The sequence below is a fragment of the Paraburkholderia sp. genome, from assembly GCF_026225065.1.
In the GTDB taxonomy this organism is placed as follows: domain Bacteria; phylum Pseudomonadota; class Gammaproteobacteria; order Burkholderiales; family Burkholderiaceae; genus Paraburkholderia.
The window spans coordinates 1-19,223 of sequence record NZ_JAMFSB010000286.1; the positions used below are offsets into that span (position 1 = coordinate 1).

Consider the following 19,223-nt stretch of genomic DNA (forward strand, 5'->3'; position numbering starts at 1 on the left):
CGACTATTTCGAACTGCATGGAGAAATGCTGCACCTGCCGCCCGGGCAAGCATTTTCCATTTATTCGCTTGCGGCGCTGCTGCCACTGCTGCCGGCCAAGCAACGCGCCACGGATCCGCATGACTGGATGTCGACCGACGCCGAAGTGGCCTGTCCCGATCCCAATTGCCCGTCGCGCTTTCGCATCTCGCGGCTCGGCAAGCGCACTTTCCGGCACGTGGATACGACCGCGGTCAAACTGATTGATAAGGACTATGAATGACACAGATGCAGCGCATCGAGCTGGCGCCAGGCTACTCGATCTCACGTATTCTCAAAGGGGGTTGGCAACTCGCCGGTGACCATGGCAGCGTGGATCGAGCCGCCGCGATTGCCGACATGGGCGCCTATTACGACGCAGGCATTACTGCATTCGACTGCGCAGACATCTACACCGGCGTCGAAGAAATGATTGGCGAGTTCCGCGACGACTACCGGCGACGGCGCGGCGCCGACAGCCTCCATCAGTTGAAAATCCACACGAAGTTCGTACCCGATCTGTCTTCGCTACAGACGATCGACCGCAAGCTCGTCGAGCAAACTATCGACCGGTCTCTAGCGCGCTTGCGTGTCGAACGGCTCGATCTGGTCCAGTTTCACTGGTGGGACTATTCCGTCACGCGTTACCTCGAAGTCGCGCACTGGCTGCGTGAGTTGCAGCAAGCCGGCAAGATCGACCGGCTGAGCGGGACGAACTTCGATACCCAACGCACCCGGGAACTGGTGGAGTCCGGCATCGAGCTGACGAGCATGCAGGTGCAGTACTCCCTGCTGGACCGGCGTCCGGCGCGCCAACTGGGCGCTTACGCTCGCGAGCACGGCATTCACCTGTTCTGCTACGGCACGGTGGCCGGAGGCTTTCTTTCCGGACGGTGGCTCGGTACCGCGGAACCAGGGCCGGATATCGCGAACCGCTCGCTCATCAAATACAAGCTGATCCTTGACGATTTCGGCGGCTGGGATATTTTCCAGACGTTGTTGCAAACGCTGGACCGTATAGCGGTTAAACACGACGTGTCGATTGCAACCATCGCGACGCGCTGGGTGCTCGATCAGGAGCAAGTGGCGGGCGCCATTGTGGGCGTGCGCCGCGGCGATCATCTGCCGGAGCATCTAAAGGTCATGGCGATCACGCTGGATGCCGAGGATCGTTCAGCAATCGAGCAGGTGCTGGCACAGAGTTCGACGATTGAGGGAGACGTCTATAGCGTGGAACGGGACATTCATGGGCGGCACGGCAACATCATGAAGTATGAGTTGAATAACGCTTCGTGACAGTGGACAGACCGATCGTCAATACGCGTTGTTAGTCTTTATATTTATCGGTTGACCTGAGTTGCCTGGATTATCCTAGTCATATCCCGCGTCCCGCAGCCTTTGCGCCGAGCCTCAAACCGATCAGCGGACTGATGTTCCCCGGAAGAGACGACGGATAACGCCATGAATGACAACCCGCAACGCTCCCCTGATCAAGGCGCACAACCCCGGCGGCCCACGCTGCGTCCGGTAGCGGCGGTCGGCGGCTGGCTGGACCGGATCGATCCCGGCACGCACCGCCGGATCAAAGGGTTGCGGCTCGTCACGGCGTACGGCATCGCGGCTGCGCTCGGGACGTTGCAGGATATTTCCCACAGTGTGCCAAGCAGCGTCTCGCTGGGTTACCTTGCCGGGAGCTTCGCTCTGTGGGCGAGCGTATCCGAGGGCAAAGCGACGCGAGCCGAATCGAGCCGTGACCTCATCCTGTTGAGTTTTGCCGCCGCGCTGGGCGCAGTTCTGTTCGTGGTGTTATCCAGACCGTTGCAACTCGCGGGTCGAGCGGGGCCGGAACTGGTTCTCGTGACTGGCGCGTTTCTGGTCGGATATCTGAAACGTTTCGGTGTCCTGGGTGCGGGCATCGGTTCGCAAATCTACATTGGCGAATTGCTCGCGTACGGCACCCATCTGACGGTTGCCGATCTGTGGGCTGTTGCGGTTGCGGCGCTGATCGCCGCGCTCGCGTCGGTCGTGCCGCGTATGCTCAGCGGCCCTGCTGAGCGGCCGGTCACGCCGGCGGTACTCGCAGCCGGCCCGCAACCGTCGCCCGGGAGATGCTCGCCGGAATTCTTCATGGGATTGCAGGCGGCCATCGGTGCGTTGATTATCTGCCTGCTGAACGGCCTGATTAGTCTCGAAGAGTCCGCCTGGGCAATCACCGCGTGTACGTACGTCGTCGCAGGTTCGGCAAGCGGCACGATACAGCGGGTGCGCCGGCGGATCATCGGCACACTGATTGGCGTTCCAATAGGCCTCGCCTGTCTGCCGATCGCAGAGCACGCGCCGCTGCTGATCTGGGCCGCGGCCGCCGTCGCGATGATCATCTATGCGATGGCATTGCCCGAACGCTACGACGTCGCCTGCGGCGCGTTCGCTTTCACGTTGATCGTCACGCTCGCGGCAAGTGGGGTGCACTCGATCCCCCTGCTCGCCGCTCGCGCCTGGGAAACGCTCCTCGGCGGAGCACTCGGCCTCGCCGCCGCCATATTCATCTTTCCACTTCGATCTTCGAACCCCAACCGGTAGACAGCACTCGGACCGCGTCTCCGCTCGAAAACGCGTGTTAGTCGCGCTCACGCGCCGCAGGCATTGTCATCGCAGCGTTACGGCGCAAAACGCGTGAAGACGTAATCGCGGTCCTTCACGTGAGCCGCGTGACAGGCAAAGCACGTTTGGTGTTGCGCCGCGTCGACCGGTTGCCCGTTGATAAACCGGCCAAAGCCCCATCCGCCCGTCGACGCATATCGGCGTGAATCCTTGACCATCACCTGCACCGTCGTGGGCGTCCCGGGCACCGTTGCCGATCCAATGTCAGGCGACTGCTTTCGCTTGTACGCGAGCTTCACCAGGATGGTTCCGTCGGGATAAGGCAGCGTCGAACTTTCGATGGCCTTGATAGCGGCGGCGTTACCGAGTACCAGACGCAATTCGTCGAGCGGTGCCGCTTCTTCGGCCGGGGCAATCGCTTGCCACTTCCGGTAGCCGTCGGGAATCGTGACGCCATAGATCGGCGATGGCGCAGATTTCGCGGGGTCCGCCCAGGCATCATGCGCCGCCGCACCTAGTATCAACACCGCACTCAGGGCGAGACGTGCAGTCGGGATTCTTCGCATTTTTCTTGGCTCTCGTTGGCCTGGTTAGAAACGGGCCACATCGATGACGGCATCGGCAAGTGCCTTCGGTGCTTGAGGCAGTTCACGTCCGATGCCGCCGTCCAGGCTCACTCACGGCTTCGTATAGAGCGAACCGAGACCGATCACATCCGCAGTGACCGCGTGCGAACCCGAAGCCGACGTGCCGGTGGCCGACGAACCATATGACGATGCCGCAACGCCGTTTTGTGCATTCAGGCGTGCCTGGGCTGCTTCAATGTTCTGCGGGTATTGAGTTTGATCCGTGGCCGGGTTGTAGCCGACCTTTTGCAGTTCGACGAGTTGCGCGCGCACTTCGGCACGGGTGAGCGGTTGATTCGACGATTGTGCGAACGACAACGCGGGCAGAGCGACAACAGCGGCGACCAGAAGCGATTGGATGACTTTCATGATTTGCACCTCGAGATTGGGTTGTTCGCGCAGACGCCCTGGGGCATCTGCTTTGCGAAGCCAGAGCGTCTGGCGTGGAAGTATTAGAGCCCGCGGACGTATCTGGCTTGTGTCCGCGAGAAGCGCCAGTGCAAGGTTTTGTATTTATCGTGGGCGCAGATACATTGCGATACAAATCAGGCCAGCATTACGGCGCGCCCGCATACGAGACGCGCCACACGGTGCCATTGCCATCTTCTGTCACGAGCAGCGCGCCGTCGTGGGCAACCGCCACGCCAACAGGTCTGCCCCACACGCTGCGGTTGTTCACCACGAATCCGGTGAGGAAGTCCTCGTATGTACCGGTCGGAACGCCGTGCTCGAGACGCACCCGCATCACCTTATAGCCGGTGCGCGAACTCCGGTTCCATGAGCCGTGGGAAGCCACAAAGACATCTCCACGATACTCGGCGGGGAACGCTGCAACCCCAGCTGTCGCCGTATAGAAGCACATCTCCAACGGAGCCGAGTGCGGCTGCAGCAAGACGTCGGGGGTGATCGTCTTGCCGGCAAGATCGAGGCGCTCGCCAGCGTGGCGAGGATCTTCGTGACCACCCATGTAGTACCACGGCCAACCGTAGAATCCGCCGGCCTTCACCCGGGTGACGTAGTCCGGCACGAGATCGTCGCCCAGGCCATCGCGCTCGTTCGTCGCAGTCCACAACTCGCCCGTATCCGGATCCACCGCGATTCCAGCACCATTGCGGATGCCGGTCGCGAACGTGTGGAGCGGTTCATGGCCTTCGGGGTCGGTGACAAGAATGTCAGCGCGATTGGTTTCAGCATCCCACCCTGCGCCCTCCCCGTGTTGGGCGTCCCAACGCGCTATCGCTTCGGGACTCTTCCTGCTCATGCTCTCGGCAACGTTCGACCCGGATCCGACCGTGATGAACATGCGCTTGCCATCCAGAGAAAAGGCCACGTCGCGCGTGCTATGACCGCCGTGGCTTTCCGTCAGACGTGGCACGACGACCTGCGCCGCACCGCTCACCTTGAGGTCGCCGCTGCGATACGGGAAACGGACAACCGAGTTGTTGTTCGCCACGTAGATCCATTGCGGATGATTTCCCGGTGGATAAAAGGCGATGCCGAAGGGCCGGTCCAGGCCATCTGCAAAGACTTGATTGTCGGACGGCGCCTGGGCTCCGTCTGCGGCGCGCAATACCCTGATGCGATTCTCGGCGGTCTCCGCCACAAAAATATCCCCATTGGGTGCGACGCGCACGATGCGGGGATCGGACAGGCCTGTCGCGAACAACCGGACCTTGAACCCCGCCGGAACGGACAACGCGGCATTGGCGGGCTGCGTCACCACTTGCGGGCTGTTGCCGGACGAAGTCGTCTTGTACGGTGCCGGCAAATCCGCCACCGTGAAGTGATGCTCGACACCTGGAGCGGCGTGACGCCAGTCGCCGGGGTCGGTTTCAGGCGAAGCAACAGACGCGGCGTTCGCGGTTGACGAAACCTGGGCCGGCTGCTTCAAGGTGGAAAGGTAGGCGATCACGTTGCTGCGATCGTTGGAGTCGGCGACGGAAACAGGCATGGTGGTGCCAGGGACCGCCGCCGCGGGATTCAGCAGGAAGTGCTCCAGGGTTGCTGAATCCCATGTGAGACGTGACCCACTCAAGGCATTGGTAAAGCTGAAGTTTGGGACAGAGCCCGCGCGCCGGCCAAAAACACCTACCAGACTGGGGCCTTGTCCCATGATGGGTAAGTTACCAGGCCCCAGGGTGTCGGCGTGGCACATGGCGCAATTTTGCTGAAAGAAGACTTTTCCCTGCGCGGCATTACCCGCGGGCGAGTCCTGTGCTGCGGCGTCTGCAGCAACGCCAAGACCGGCAAAAACCATGCTCACGAAAAGCGCCCGGTGGAATGACTGCATGGACGACGTCCCGTGCCCTGCTGTGTTCGACCTGCGATGCGGCATAGATAACATGACCCACCTTCCGCGGATTGAGTTACCAATACTCTACGGTGGAATCGGGGCGATGTAGACCCTACTGAAGCAATGAATGCCTTTTCTGGCGGGGATGTCATCGGCCCGCCAGTCACTTGTCATTCTGCGCGGCGATATTATGCCGTGAGGTATCGAACAGCCGATCGGCAAGGCAAGAGACCAACCCTGCACCGAAGTTTGACCAAAGGAGATTTGCCAAGTGAGCCTAACCGACACCCACGAGTTCCAGCGCGTCGATCCCGATACATTGCGGGACTTCGTCTGCGCCGTCTACGAGACCACCGGTGCGAGCGCCGAAGACGCCTGCGTCGCCGCAGACGCGATGGTCCAGGCCGACCTCTGGGGTCACCAGTCGCATGGCGTGCTGCGCCTCGGCTGGTACTACGCACGCCTGCGCTCGGGCGCTATGCGCTCGCAGACCAATCTGGGCTTCCCGGTCGACGCCGGCGCGATTGCCGTGATGGATGGCGGCGACAGCATCGGACCGGTGGTTGCAAAACACGCCGCGCTCGACGCGATCAGGCGCGCCAAAGCGCACGGTATCGGCGCGGTGTCGGTGCGCAACTCGAACCACTTCGGCACCTGCATGTACTTCACGCGCATGGCCGCCGAGCAGGGTTGCATCATGCTCGCCACGACCAACGGTGGCCCGAACATGGCGCCCTGGGGCGGCCTGAAGAAGATGATCGGCACCAACCCGTGGTCGGTGGCCGTGCCGGCTGGCCGTCACGCGCCGCTGATCATGGACGTCGCCAACTCGGGCGTCGCGCGCGGCAAGATCTTCCTCGCGCAAACCCGTCACGAAGAGATCCCGCTCGGCTGGGCTATCGACTCGAAGGGCCGTCCGACCACGGATCCGGAAGAAGCGCTCAAGGGCTTCATCCTGCCGATGGCCGGCCATAAGGGCTATGCGATCGGCACCATCGTCGACGTGCTGTCGGGTGTGCTGTCTGGCAGCGGCTTCCTGGACGAAGTGCACGGCCCCTACGATCCGGTCAACCGCAGCCGCGCTGGACATCTGATGATCGCCCTCAACGTGGCTGCGTTCCAGCCGCTCGATGAATTCAACGCGCGTATGGAGCGCTACATTGAAATGCTGAAATCGGTGCCGCTTGCCGAAGGCGCCGATGAGGTGTTCTACCCCGGCGAGAAAGAAGCACGCGCTCACGAACAGCAGAGCAAGGAAGGCATCGTGCTGCCTGCCGATACCATCGCGGGCCTCGACAAGGTGGCGGGCGAGGCCGGCGTACCGCTGATCGCGCGTGGCTGAGGTCTGACACAGGCATCGCGCGCGATCGACAAAAACTGCGCCTTCGCCCGACAAAATGTCGATGGCGATGCGCGCACGAATTTCCTATCCTAGTGGCAACTATCAAGCCATACCGCGCAATCAAGACGCGGCGGCGCCAACAGGAGACACGCTTCATGCGGCACCTCATTCACACGTCGATCGAGACGCGCACGATTGCCAGGATCTCGGGCCGTATCGTACCGTTCCTCGTGCTGGCGTTTTTCGTCTCGTTCATCGACCGCGTCAACGTCGGCTTCGCCGCGTTGCAGATGAACCAGCAGTTTGGTTTTTCCGCGACGGTATTCGGCTGGGGCGTCGGTGCATTCTTCGTCTCGCTGTGCCTGTTCGAAGTCCCTGCCAACGTGCTGATGGCGAAGATCGGCGCGCGCCGCTGGATCTGCCGGATCATGATCAGCTGGGGGCTGGTCTCGGGCGCGACGGCCTTTGTGGTCGGCGTCAAATCGTTCCTGCTGATGCGCTTCCTGCTCGGGCTGGCAGAAGCCGGGTTCTTCCCCGGCGTCATCCTGTATCTCGGCACGTGGTTCCCGCGCGAGAACCGCGCACGCGTACTGAGCCTGTTCCTGATGGCGATGCCGCTCGCCAATTTCATCGGCTCTCCGATCTCGGGGGCGCTGCTTGGTCTCGACGGCCGCCTCGGCCTGCGTGGCTGGCAATGGCTCTTCGTCATCGAGGCGGTCCCTGCGGTAATCATGGGGGTGCTGTGCCTGTTCGTGCTGCCCGACAACCCGGCCAAGGCGCGCTGGCTCGCCGACGACGAACGGGCATGGCTAGGCGAGCGGCTCGCCGCGGAACGCCATGGCGTTGCCGCAGTGGAATCGGAGTCGATCTGGCAGGTGCTGCGCCATCCACGCGTGCTCGGCCTCGCCGTCGTCTATGCGGGTTCGGTTGGTTGCAACTATGCGCTCAGCTACTGGCAACCGCAGATCATCAAGGCATTTGGCTTGACCAACTTCCAGACCGGCCTCATCAACGCGATTCCCTTCGGTCTCGCAACCGCCGCGATGATTCTGTGGGCACGCCACTCCGACCGCAGCGGCGAGCGCTTCTGGCATACGGCGCTGCCGCTCGCCGTCTCGGCGGCCGGGCTCATCGCCTGCATGTTCCTGACTACGCTTGCGCCTACGGTGATTGCGCTCACCGTCGCGCTCGCCGGCTGCTACGCGGTAAAGGCGCCCATGTTCGCGCTGTGCGCCGAATCGCTGTCGGAGCGTTCGGCCGCGGCCGGCATCGGTCAGGTCTGCGCGATCGGCAACGTTGCGGGCTTTATCTGCCCGACGCTGATCGGCTGGATCCGCGACCTGACCGGCAACTTCCGTATGGGCCTGCTGCCCATGGTCGTGCTCGCGCTGCTCGGCATGTTCGTCACGCTGACGCTCAAGCGCAACCGTCCTGCGCCGCCGGGCGCCCAGCTGCAAGAGGCACGCTGACCCCGCATCTCTCCGACCGAATCCGGGCAATTCCTGACGATAGACATGAAGATGAAGATGACCGATACCACCCAATTCCACGAAGAACATGCCGCCAATGCTCACCGCGTCGCCGTAAGCGGTGCGCGCGACGGCGGCGCATCTGGCGAACTCTTTTGCATCGAAGACGACTACACCGACGGCTGGCGCACGCCCGACACGGTGCTGTTGCTGCACGGCATTGCCGAGCGCGCCGAGACCTGGCGCGCGTGGGTCCCGCAGCTGGCCCGCCGGTATCGCGTGCTGCGCCCGGATCTGCGCGGCTTCGGCCGCTCCAGCCCGCTGCCGGAGGGCTTCACTATCGCCGACTGGGCCGACGATATCGAACAGATGATCGCCGCGCTCGGGCGTACGCGCGTGCATCTCGTCGCGACCAAGCTCGGCGCGCTCATCGCATTCGAACTCGCGCAGCGGCACCGGCCGTGGATCGCGTCGATGACGCTCGCCGGCATGCTACCTTCGCCGAACAAGTCTCTCGGCCCCTGGCTTGACGACTGGCTCGCGATGGTCGAGGGCGAAGGCAATGGCGTCGAGCGCTGGGCGAACCAGACGATGCCGGGACGCATGGGCACCTGCCTGTCGTCCGTAGCGATGCAGTGGTGGGCACACGCGATGGGCACGGCGCCCGCCGCGAGTGTGGCGGCATGCTTCAGGCTGCTGCCGGGCATCGATGGCCCAAGCCACCCCGAGCGGGTGCCGTGCCCGACGCTCTTCATCGTGGCCGGCGCGCCCGTCGCCGTGGACAAGTCGAGCTACGACCAGCGCCCCGCCGCTGCGGATCTGCAGCGTCTGCGCGAAAGCGTCGCGGGTTCGTCGTGGGTGGAGGTGCCGGCTGACTCGTATCACATCGCCGCGACGCACCCCGACGATTGTGCGCGCGAGGCCCTCGCTTTCGTGGAGCGAATCGACGGCACGCTCGTGGCTGAAGAACGTCAGTAAGCGGGCGCTGCCGCCTCGCCAATTGTCAAACTGCCTGGCGCCGTTGCCGGGCAACATCACTCCAGAGGTTGACGTATGAAAGGATGGAGAGCACGCATCGGCTTCCTGGTGCCGCCCGGTAACCCGACCGTCGAGCCGGAAATGTTCGAGCTGGCGCCACCGGGCGTCTCTGTGCATTTCACCCGCATGACGGCGCACGGCGCGGCTGGCACCCACGAAGGCCAGGACGACCGCAACCGCAGCCAGATCGAAAGCATCGACACCTGTCTCGAACTGCTCGCGATGGTGTCGCCGAATGTGGTCGTCATGGCGCACACGGCGACGAGCTACACGCTCGGGCGCGAAGCAGAAGCGGCGCTTGTCGCACGCGTCGAGCACCAATGGAAGCTGCGCTTCATCACCGCATTCGGTTCGGTGATGGCGGCGTTCGACAGGCTCGGCGTCAAGCGCATCGCGTACGCCACGCCGTATAACGAGGCAACCACGCTAAAAGGCGTGGCCCATCTGCGTGAACATGGTATCGACGTCGTCGGCTACGGCCGCCTCGACAACGTGCGCAACATCTACGAAGAAAGCGACGAGCGCGCATATACGATCGCACGCCAGGTCGATCGGCCCGAAGCCGAAGCGGTGTTTCTGAGCGGTGTTGGCATGCCGACGCTCGGCGCGCTCGAAGTGCTCGAACGAGACCTCGGTAAGCCGGTGATTTCCGCGGCCTCGGCGATGATGTGGCATGCGCTGCGGGTGAGCGGAGTCGGCGAAGCCGTCGAAGGTTACGGCCGTTTGCTGCGCGAGCGCTAAGCGCTACGGACACGCGCGTACAGACGGCCAGCGGTACACAGGCATACCCACCGCGCGCAAGTGCTGCGGTACAGTAGCGGCGTTCCACATCAAGAGACAGAGGAGCCGCCACGATGCACCGCCTGCCCCCGCTCAACGCCCTGCGGGCATTCGAGGCCGTTGCCCGTCAAGGCACGCTGACCCGCGCGGCAGAGGAGTTGCATGTCACGCCAACGGCCGTGGGCCGGCATATCCGCAATCTCGAAGATTCGCTGAACGTCCGGCTGTTCGATCGGGAGGGCGGCCTGCTGTCGCTCACCGCGCACGGCAAAAGTTATGCACGCACGCTGGGGCGTGCCTTCGAAATGATGAGCGAGGCCACCGACCTGCTCTCGGAAGCCTCCGCGCGTACCCAGGTCACGCTGCGCGCCTATACCACCCTGCTGGTACGCTGGCTGATTCCCCGCATCCCGGCTTTTCAGCAACAGCATCCGGAGGTCGAATTGCGGCTCACCACGGCATTCGACGCCGTCGATTTTGAGCGGGACGATGTCGACCTCGGGGTGCGCTACGGGAAAGGCCACTGGCCAGGTCTGCAGGCGACACTGCTATTCAGCGACGAACTGGTCGCCGTGGGCAATGCGGCCATGCGCGAGCGTTTTACCGCACAGCCGCTCGGGAAAGCGCTCGCATCGTCGGCCTTGCTGGTGCATACGCTGCATCTCGACGACTGGCCGGACTGGCTGGAGGAAGCTGGCCTCGCCGACTTCATTCCCTCGAACCGGATACCGTTCGACGACATGTCGCTGATCTATCAAAGCGCGCTCGATGGCCTTGGTGTGGGCATGGTGCAGCGGCGCTATCTGGCGGGCGATCTGGCCGAGGGCCGGCTGCATCTGCTCTCGCCGGTGGTGCTACGTCGTGAGCGGGGTTTTTATCTGGTGTGCCGGCCGGAAACGGCCTTGAATCCGGCGGTTCAGTCGTTCGTCAGATGGATCGAGCACGTGCGCGAAGAGTGAGCCAGGCAGCAACGACGAACCCTCTTCGACACAGGCCTGCACCACAACCTCAGATGTGAATGCCGAGCGTCCTCGGTTACGGCTCAAGAATGCTGCTGATACTGGACAACGCCTCGAGCGTATGACGAAGATGCTCGCGTAACGCCTCCGACGCCTCTTCGTTTCGCTCCCGCTCCAGCAACGCCAGGATGTGAAGGTGCTGCTTGCAATGCTCGACATATCTGGTGCGGTTCTGCGTCGAGCGGTACGAGAGAAGACGACGCACGCGATTGACACGCCTGATCGTATCGATGAAAAACGAGTTGCCTGAGGCTTCCACAAGCGACTCGTGGAAGCGCACGCCACGATCATGAAGCTGGTCGGCAGTGTCGGTTTCGATGCCGCCAGCCAACAGATGATGTTCCGCTGCGCGGCAGCGTTCGATGATTTTCGGCTCCAGCCGGTAGCCCGGTTCGAGTAACGCGGCCGGCTCCAGTGCGATACGCAGGCGATACGATTGCAGCAGGCTGTCCGGCGTGGTCAACATATTCGAAAATTGCCAGCCGTATCCGGGCTTGCGTTCGGCCCACCCTTCCCGCGCGATCCGGCCCAACACCGCGTTGAGCTGTGCGTTGGTCAGCTCGTAACGGTTCTTGATCAACAGCTCCGTAAAGTCATCGGGCAGCAAACCCTTGAGGCGGTCGTCGGCGATACGGAAGTATGTGCTCGTGACCACATCGGACTCGGACAATCCCAGTTGGCCAACAACCTCCGCCAGCGATTCAATAACCGCCTGTGCGACGAAAAACCCGCGGTTGCGCTCGCGTCTGAGCAACCCCTTCTCATGCAGCAGCGACAAAGCTTCGTTCACCGGGGAACGCGAGACACGCAGCCGGTCGGCGAGCATCTGCGCGGGCAAATGGCTGCCTGCTTCGATGCCTTCCGTCTGGATCAGCTCGACTATCTGACTTGCAATGGACCTGTCGGTGTTCATGAGCGTTCTGATTTCCGTCGCCGCCAACATACCGCGTATGTATCAGGCGCTTTGCGACGAAATGACCTTCTTCAGGATTAAGGGAATCACGCCACCGGAACGCAACAACTCTATTTCCAGCTTTGTCTCGACGGCGGCGGTCGCAATGATCGCCTCGCTGCTGCCGTCGGCGCGAACGATGCGGACCATTACGGGACCTCGCGGCGCCAGCAGTTCGGCGACGGCGTCGACCTCGATTGTATCGCCGGGCTGTATCTGCAGCGTCACCGGATTCGCACCGGCCGGCAGGCGCAGCGGCAGAATGCCCATGCCGATGAGATTCGAGCGATGGATCCGCTCGAATCTTACCGCCAGCACCGCGCGGATTCCCAGCAGCCTTTGACCTTTGGCGGCCCAGTCACGCGAAGACCCTGTTCCGTATCGCTCTCCAGCAATCAGGACTACTGACTCGCCAGCGTCGCGATACCGTTGAGCGGCCTCGAAGATCGGCACGACCTCTTGCGTCGGCACGTGCAGCGTGTGGGCGACTGGGGCATCCGGCTTCAGCAGGTTGACAAGCGTCCGGTTGAAGAACGCCGCGCGCACCATGACTTCCCAGTTGCCGCGCCGGGACGCGAAGACGTTCAGGTCGTTGCGGTCGTCGCCACGCTCGACCAGATAGTCCGCCACGAAGCTCTCCGGCGGGATGGCACTCGCCGGAGAGATGTGGTCCGTCGTCACATCGTCGCCGAGCACGAGCAGCGGGTAAGCCTGGTAGCGGCCGAGCTGGCTGCCTTCGCTGGTCGAGGCGAACGGCGGCCGGCGCAGCGCCGTCGATTTCGGGTCCCATGGATAGCTGGCCGAGGCCGGCGATTGCAACGCATGCCACTGCGGATTGGCGCTCGCCGTCGAAAACGCCTCGGGATAGTCCGTGGGTTCGGACGCGGCGGCTACGTGCGCCGCGATTTCCTCGCGCGTTGGCCATAGATCCGCGAGAAAGATCGGCGTGCCCTGCGCCGTGACGTGCAGCGGTTCACGGCTCAGATCCCGCTCGGCGTCACCGGCCAGCGCGAAGCCGATGACCAGCAGCGGCGACATGATGAACGCGAGGTCAAGTTCGGCGTGAATCCGGCCCGGAAAATTGCGGTTGCCCGACAGCATCGCGACGGGGTAGATGGCCTTGCTCGCCATGCCATCGCGGATCGCCTCGGTCAGCGGACCGGAGTTGCCGATACAGGTAGTACAGCCATAGCCGACGATATCGAAGCCCAGTGCGGAAAGGTCGTCCAGCACACCAGCCCGCTGCAGATACGAAGCCGCAGCGGGCGAGCCGGGCCCCAATGAAGTCTTGACCCAAGGCGGCACCTTCAGGCCGAACCCGCGCGCCTTTCGCGCAACGAGGCCTGCCGCGATCAGCAGCGCCGGGTCGGACGTATTGGTACAACTCGTGATGGCGGCAATCGCGACCGGGTGCTTCGGCAGTGCCGGATTCGCCGTGGCCGGCTCGAAACCCAGCTTCGCGAGGACGGCGGAGGTTTGCGAATAGTCGAGCAGGTCTTGCGGACGGCGCGGGCCGGCAATGTGCATGCCGATCGAACCAAGATCGATTTCGATGGTGCGCGTGTACTTCGGTTCGGCCGACGGGTCGAGCCATAGACCCACACGTTTCGTGAACGCTTCGACAAGTTCGATCGCTGCCGGCGAACGATTTGTGGCGCGCAGGTAATCGAGCGTCGCCGCGTCAACCGGGAAAAATCCTGTCGACGCGCCATACTCCGGCGCCATGTTGGCGACGACCGACCGTTCGCCCGCGCTGAGCGTCACAACGCCTACGCCGAAAAACTCGACGAACTCGCCCGACACACCGATCTGCCGCAGCCGCTGGGTCACGGTCAGCGCGAGATCTGTCGCAAATATGCCCGGCTTTAGCGCGCCCGTGAGACGTACGCCAATCACATCTGGAATGCGCTGCATGACCGGCATGCCGAACATCACGGTCTGCGCCTCGAGTCCCCCCACTCCCCACCCAAGTACGCCAATGCCGTTGATCATCGGCGTATGGCTGTCGGTTCCGATGAGCGTGTCGGGAACCGCCCATTGCTCGCCATCGCGCTCCTGCACCGTGACCACTGTCGCCAGTTGTTCCAGGTTGATGGTGTGCATGATGCCCGTGCCAGGCGGGTGGATCGTTACGCCGCGCAGCGCTCTCGAGGCCCAACGGAGGAACCCGTAGCGCTCCCGGTTGCGGCGAAGTTCGAGCTTCAGGTTCTGTCCGGCCGCATCGGGCACGGCGAAAAATTCGACCGCAAGCGAATGGTCGACCGATGAATCGACCGGCAGGACCGGGTTCAATGCTGTTGGGTCCGCTCCGGCTTCCGCCACGGCGTCGCGCATGGCGGCAATGTCGACGAGCGCCGGCGTGCTGGTGGTGTCGTGCATCAGCACCCGGTTCGGCTGAAAGGCAATTTCCACTTCGCTCGTGCCGTGCGCGAGCCACGCAAAAATGCCTTCGACCGCCGCGCGGCGCTCCTCGTCGACAGCGTTTCGCACCACGTTTTCGAGGAGTACGCGCAGCACGACTGGCAGGCGCCAGAGGGCATCGCCGAACAGTCCGTGTAGATCGACGAAACGAAAGGAGGACTGCGAGGTGAGCAACCTGGCTTCGGTGGGGGCGTAGACGGTTTCCATGACTGCATTTTTGCACTTTTACGCGCATAAATGCAATAAACCAGGAACTCTCCTGCTCATCAGATCGACCCAATAGGCTCTTAGGCCTATCAAAGTGTACACAGTTAATCAATAATCTCTTGAATCGCGGCGGCTATCCGCCATACACCGCCAAATGTGTCGACAATATCCATCATGACCAGCAAAAAAATCACCCGCCCCGCGTTGTTCGCGCTGCTTTCGCTGTGCGCAGCATTGACCGGCGCTGCCGCGAACGCACAGACACCCGCATCGCAGCCGTCCGCCGGTGGCCTGCCCGCCCGTACCCCATTCGATATTCCATACGGAATGCCGATCAGCCTGCAAGCCGCCAATCAGGCGATCGAAGCCGCCGAAGCCGAAGCCGCGAAGCACGGCTGGCGTGAAGCCATAGCGGTGACCGATCCCAATGGCGACCTCGTCGCCTTCGCGAAGATGGACGATACACAGAACGCTGCACCGGGTATCGCGGTGCGCAAGGCCGGAACCGCCGCGCGTTTTCGTCGAGATACGCGCTCGTTCTACAACGGCTTCGAAACCGGACACACCTATTCGGCAACGCTCGATCCTTCGCTGGTGGCATCCCCGGGCGGCTACCCACTCGTGATGGACGGCAAGATTGTCGGCGCGATCGGATGCAGCGGCGGAAGCGGCGATCAGGATGGAGATATCTGCAAGGCCGGAGCGGAGGCGACGAAGTAAGCGAGGCAGTCATCATGGACGACAAACCCGACGGCACATGCGCAACGTCTCCCGTCACCGCGTCGCGCCGCCGATGCCTGATCAGGAGCGTCGCGGCTTCATCGGCGGACTGGGACGCTCTGATAGACTCCCGTTCGGAACGACACTACCCAAGGCCCATACGGTCACGACATGACCAGGCGCCCGGATAAAGACAAACCAGCATGTTGGGGGAAACAACGTCTCTAACCATGCCATCTGGTTGCCGGCACCTTTAGCCCCTTGAGATCGTCATCCGCAAACGGGGGCGGGCATTGGCCCGCATAAAGGTGCTGCCAATGAACAACACTCAACAAATCTATTCATTGCCGCGGGGTCGACTGGCAAGATGGCTGGTAGCGCCCGGTCAGGAAACACCACACGAGATACGCGTCGCACTGGTTGGCACGCTGTTCGGAACACTCCCAATTTTCTTCGGCGGCGTTTCTAACACGATCGCCGTTGCATGGGCCCTCGCCTATCGACATCCTACGTTGCCGTTTCAACTGTGGCTCGCGGCGGAAATACTGGTCTGCGCAACTCGCCTGGGTGTGCTTTACTTTTCGCGGCGGCGGGCAGCGCAAGGCAGGGAAACGCCCACCGACCTCTACATCCTGTTGGCCCCGCTGTGGGGCGCCACGGTCGGCTATGGCGCGTTTGTCAGCGCGATCAGCGGCGACTGGGTTGCCGCGACGCTGTCATTCCTTTCCGCGGCCGCTATGGTCGGCGGCATCTGTTTCCGTAATTTCGCCGCGCCGCGGCTCGTTGCCGTGATGATTTTCTGTTCGCTGGGACCGTGCTGCATCGGCGCGTTACTCGCTCGCGAACCTGTCCTTCTTCTTACGCTGCTGCAGATTCCCTTCTACATGTTTGCGATGAGCGTTGCCGCGCAGCGGCTGAACGGCATGCTCATCTCAACGATGAAAGCCGAACGCGAGAACAGTCACCGTGCGCGTCACGATGCACTCACCGGACTGCTCAACCGCGAAGGTCTGTTCAAGGCTACGGGGCCGCGGGGCACACCGCCCGTCACGGCCGGCATGACGCTCCTTTATCTCGACCTCGATGGCTTCAAGCCGGTCAACGATGCCTACGGCCATGAGGCTGGCGACATGTTGCTGATTCAGGTCGCGACGCGCTTGCGCGCACTCGGAAGCCCGCATGCGCTGGTTGCGCGTATGGGCGGCGACGAATTTGTCATCGTCGACAGGATCGCAGACGACCAGGCGCCGCAAAAGATGGCGGCGGCTGTTGCACGCGCAATCGAGCAGCCGTTCGAACTCGCGTCGGGCCTCGCGATTACCATAGGGGCTAGCGTTGGCATGGCGACTGTAACGACAGAGGACACCGATATCGACGCGGTACTCCGTCTGGCGGATAACGCGATGTACGACGCCAAGCGCAGAAAGAAAAGTGGGCTGGGGCTTGAACACCGCGCCGCCGAGGCCGCGGGTATTGCGGTCGATGCGTTCGTTGTCGAAGGCCCGACAAATTGAACGTCGCGCGTCATTCATGTTGTGCACAGACTATGTCGCGGACCGCCGAATCAGGCCAAACCGCAAACCGTCGCGCGAGCGTCGTTTCGAAATCAGAAAAACGATAAGCGCTCTTTCGACCGGTACCCTGGCCAGGTGCTCAGTCGAGGTCTGACGAAAGCTCTCAACGTCTTTCCTGCCCACCTCTTCTCCCGCTCTCCATTTCGTCCAGTTTGCAGCGCTCAAGCAAATATCGCGGCACGACTGACGGTTTCTGCGCGCCTCAGCGGCACCCCACCCCCACGTAAACCATCCTCGGCAAATGGGTTGACACGCCTTCACCACCGACCTAATATACAACAATGATGCATGCGTTCACTATTGTTGAACGTACACATCTGGCCTGGCAGGAGACATCAAGGCTTTCACGATCGCCATCATTTATTAAGGATTCCTTTCAATGAGAAGCATCTACTTTGAACGTCGTCAGAACGTAGGCCATATCGTATTGGCCAATCCTCCCTCGAATCTCATCGCGGCTGATTTCGCAGATTCCCTCGAAACCTCCGTGCGCGAAGCCAGCAAGGCCGATATCCGCGCGCTCCTGATCCGTGCAGAGGGCCCGGATTTCAGCAAGGGTGGCGACGTCCTCGATTTCATCGACAAAGGTTTCGATGATTGGCGGACCTTCATAGCGCAGATTCACCATACGTATCGATCCATCGAAGGCCTCCAGATCCCGACGATTGCCGCCGTGCGCGGCGCAGCATTCGGTGGTGCATTCGAACTGGCTCTCGCTTGCGACTTCATCGTCGCTGCGGGGAACGCCACGTTCCGTTGCATTGAAGCGTCGGTGGGCTCGGCCCCTGTCGCGGGCGGCGTACAGCGCCTGGCGGAAAGAGCGGGCCGCGCGTATGCAGCGCGCTACGCGATGCTGAGCGAACCCATGTCCGGCACGACCGCCGGTCAACTCGGTGTTGCCGCTTTCGTGGTTGACGAAGATCAGGTCGAGCGTGTTGCCGGGGATCTCGCTACCAGGCTTGCCAACGGCCCCACGCGCTCGTACGGCGCCATTCGCGCCCTCCTCAAGGCATGGTCGGGCGGCGCCGTGCCAGGTGCCGACGTGCTGACCCTCGACCTCACCATGGGGTTGCACACAACGGAAGACGCCAGAAAAGGGCGCACCGCACGTGCGGAAGCCGTCGCTCGTGGCGAGGAACCGGCTCCGGTCGTGTTTCTCGGCAAATGAGCCGTCAGGCAAGCCCATTGCACGGAAGATACCGATGAACACGCTTTCAAATGAGCGCGGAACACGTTTCCCTGAACTGATCGACAAGACAATTGGCGACGTATTCGACGAGATCGCCACCAATTTGGGCAACCATATTGCGGTAGTCAGCCGGCATGAAGGAGTCCGACTCACCTACGGCGAGCTTCGCGAAAAGTCGAACCGGCTTGCGGCCGCACTTCTCGATTCAGGGCTCGTGCCCGGCGACCGGATCGGAATCTGGTCTCACACGAACATCGCGTGGCTGCTGTTGCAGTTAGCCACCGCAAAGGCCGGACTGATACTCGTCAACATCAACCCGGCCTATCGGACTTCGGAGCTGGAGCATGCACTCAACCTGGTGGGATGCAAGGCCATCGTGACGATGGTCCGCTACCGGTCGAGCGAGTATCTGAACATGTTGCGGGAGCTGGGAAAAGCGCGACTGCCGACCCTCGAGACAATATGGTGGATAGACGACACCGACTGCCCCGACGAAGCCGGCGCACAACGCTTCTCCGACCTACTCCGCCCCGCCGCCGACGGTGCGCCGCTACGTGACGTACGCCGCAACGTGCGCCCGGACGATGCCGTCAACATCCAGTTCACCAGCGGGACGACGGGGCTCCCCAAAGCCGCCACGTTGAGTCATCGCAACATCCTGAACAACGGTTTCTTCGTAGGCGAGTGCATGAAGCTCACTCACGAGGATCGCGTATGCGTTCCGGTCCCGATGTACCACTGCTTCGGCATGGTGATGGGCAATCTGGCTTGCCTGACCCATGGTTCGACGATCGTCTACCCCGCGGAGCGCTTCGACGCCGAAGCTGTCCTCGCGACCGTACAGGCAGAAAAATGCACAGCGCTGTACGGGGTGCCTACCATGTTCATCGCTGCACTCAATCACCCGCGCTTTGCGGAGTTCGATATGAGCAGCCTGCGCACCGGCATCATGGCCGGTTCGCCTTGCCCTATCG

The 19,223-nt window shown here is 62.4% G+C and carries 17 protein-coding genes; 12 read left to right on the forward strand and 5 right to left on the reverse strand.

The genetic code is table 11. The features are described 5' to 3' along the window. From M0954_RS20295 to M0954_RS20305, 3 genes are all read left to right on the forward strand, one after another. Positions 1-262: TIGR04076 family protein (locus tag M0954_RS20295; RefSeq protein WP_297355142.1), on the forward strand; the 262-nt coding region annotated here is incomplete at its 5' end. After that, entirely contained in the window at positions 259-1,314 is a 1,056-nt protein-coding gene (locus tag M0954_RS20300) for an aldo/keto reductase (RefSeq protein ID WP_297355144.1), read from the forward strand. The genes M0954_RS20295 and M0954_RS20300, both read left to right, overlap by 4 nt. Before the next feature lie 165 nt (positions 1,315-1,479). Beyond that, positions 1,480-2,598: an FUSC family protein gene (locus M0954_RS20305; RefSeq protein ID WP_297355146.1), complete on the forward strand. Its 1,119-nt coding sequence runs from the start codon at positions 1,480-1,482 to the stop codon at positions 2,596-2,598. Positions 2,599-2,675: 77 nt separating this feature from the next. Here M0954_RS20305 and M0954_RS20310 read toward each other — a convergent pair whose 3' ends face one another. From M0954_RS20310 to M0954_RS20320, 3 genes are all read right to left on the reverse strand, one after another. Beyond that, positions 2,676-3,185: a cytochrome P460 family protein gene (locus M0954_RS20310; protein ID WP_133894424.1), complete on the reverse strand. Its 510-nt coding sequence runs from the start codon at positions 3,183-3,185 to the stop codon at positions 2,676-2,678. Positions 3,186-3,296: 111 nt separating this feature from the next. Then, positions 3,297-3,614 carry a DUF4148 domain-containing protein gene (locus M0954_RS20315; RefSeq protein WP_123386187.1) on the reverse strand — a complete coding sequence of 106 codons (318 nt, stop codon included), beginning with the start codon at positions 3,612-3,614 and terminating at the stop codon, positions 3,297-3,299. A gap of 187 nt (positions 3,615-3,801) precedes the next feature. Beyond that, positions 3,802-5,589 (reverse strand): PQQ-dependent sugar dehydrogenase, encoded by a 1,788-nt coding sequence (locus M0954_RS20320; RefSeq protein WP_297355148.1) that lies wholly within the window; start codon positions 5,587-5,589, stop codon positions 3,802-3,804. A gap of 220 nt (positions 5,590-5,809) precedes the next feature. Here M0954_RS20320 and M0954_RS20325 point away from each other — a divergent pair, with 220 nt between their 5' ends. The 5 genes from M0954_RS20325 (at position 5,810) to M0954_RS20345 (ending at position 11,126) form a co-directional block, all read left to right on the forward strand. After that, the gene (locus tag M0954_RS20325; RefSeq protein ID WP_297355150.1) at positions 5,810-6,880 is read left to right on the forward strand and encodes an Ldh family oxidoreductase; all 1,071 of its coding nucleotides are present in this window, start codon (positions 5,810-5,812) and stop codon (positions 6,878-6,880) included. A gap of 155 nt (positions 6,881-7,035) precedes the next feature. Further along, positions 7,036-8,349, forward strand: coding sequence for an MFS transporter (locus tag M0954_RS20330; protein WP_166660916.1), 1,314 nt, complete (start codon positions 7,036-7,038; stop codon positions 8,347-8,349). Between the two features lie 57 nt (positions 8,350-8,406). Further along, the gene (locus M0954_RS20335; protein WP_297355152.1) at positions 8,407-9,327 is read left to right on the forward strand and encodes an alpha/beta fold hydrolase; all 921 of its coding nucleotides are present in this window, start codon (positions 8,407-8,409) and stop codon (positions 9,325-9,327) included. Positions 9,328-9,402: 75 nt separating this feature from the next. Continuing rightward, the gene (locus M0954_RS20340; protein ID WP_297355154.1) at positions 9,403-10,128 is read left to right on the forward strand and encodes a hypothetical protein; all 726 of its coding nucleotides are present in this window, start codon (positions 9,403-9,405) and stop codon (positions 10,126-10,128) included. A 113-nt stretch (positions 10,129-10,241) separates the two neighbouring features. After that, positions 10,242-11,126, forward strand: a complete 885-nt coding sequence (locus M0954_RS20345; RefSeq protein ID WP_123386192.1) for a LysR substrate-binding domain-containing protein — start codon at positions 10,242-10,244, stop codon at positions 11,124-11,126. A 76-nt stretch (positions 11,127-11,202) separates the two neighbouring features. On the opposite strand, the gene M0954_RS20350 is transcribed toward M0954_RS20345, so the two are convergent. Both M0954_RS20350 and acnA read right to left on the reverse strand, forming a co-directional pair. Further along, positions 11,203-12,099 (reverse strand): GntR family transcriptional regulator, encoded by an 897-nt coding sequence (locus M0954_RS20350; protein ID WP_297355156.1) that lies wholly within the window; start codon positions 12,097-12,099, stop codon positions 11,203-11,205. A gap of 42 nt (positions 12,100-12,141) precedes the next feature. Continuing rightward, complete coding sequence (acnA, locus tag M0954_RS20355) at positions 12,142-14,766, reverse strand: aconitate hydratase AcnA (protein WP_297355158.1); 2,625 nt, start codon at positions 14,764-14,766, stop codon at positions 12,142-12,144. A gap of 174 nt (positions 14,767-14,940) precedes the next feature. Between acnA and M0954_RS20360 the strand changes: the two genes are divergently transcribed. The 4 genes from M0954_RS20360 to M0954_RS20375 all read left to right on the forward strand — a co-directional run. Then, entirely contained in the window at positions 14,941-15,486 is a 546-nt protein-coding gene (locus M0954_RS20360) for a heme-binding protein (protein WP_297355159.1), read from the forward strand. 317 nt (positions 15,487-15,803) lie between these two features. Continuing rightward, positions 15,804-17,000: a diguanylate cyclase gene (locus tag M0954_RS20365; protein ID WP_123386195.1), complete on the forward strand. Its 1,197-nt coding sequence runs from the start codon at positions 15,804-15,806 to the stop codon at positions 16,998-17,000. A gap of 439 nt (positions 17,001-17,439) precedes the next feature. Further along, positions 17,440-18,228 carry an enoyl-CoA hydratase/isomerase family protein gene (locus M0954_RS20370; protein WP_297355161.1) on the forward strand — a complete coding sequence of 263 codons (789 nt, stop codon included), beginning with the start codon at positions 17,440-17,442 and terminating at the stop codon, positions 18,226-18,228. A 34-nt stretch (positions 18,229-18,262) separates the two neighbouring features. After that, on the forward strand, positions 18,263-19,223 hold a 961-nt coding region (locus M0954_RS20375; RefSeq protein WP_297355163.1), incomplete at its 3' end, for an AMP-binding protein.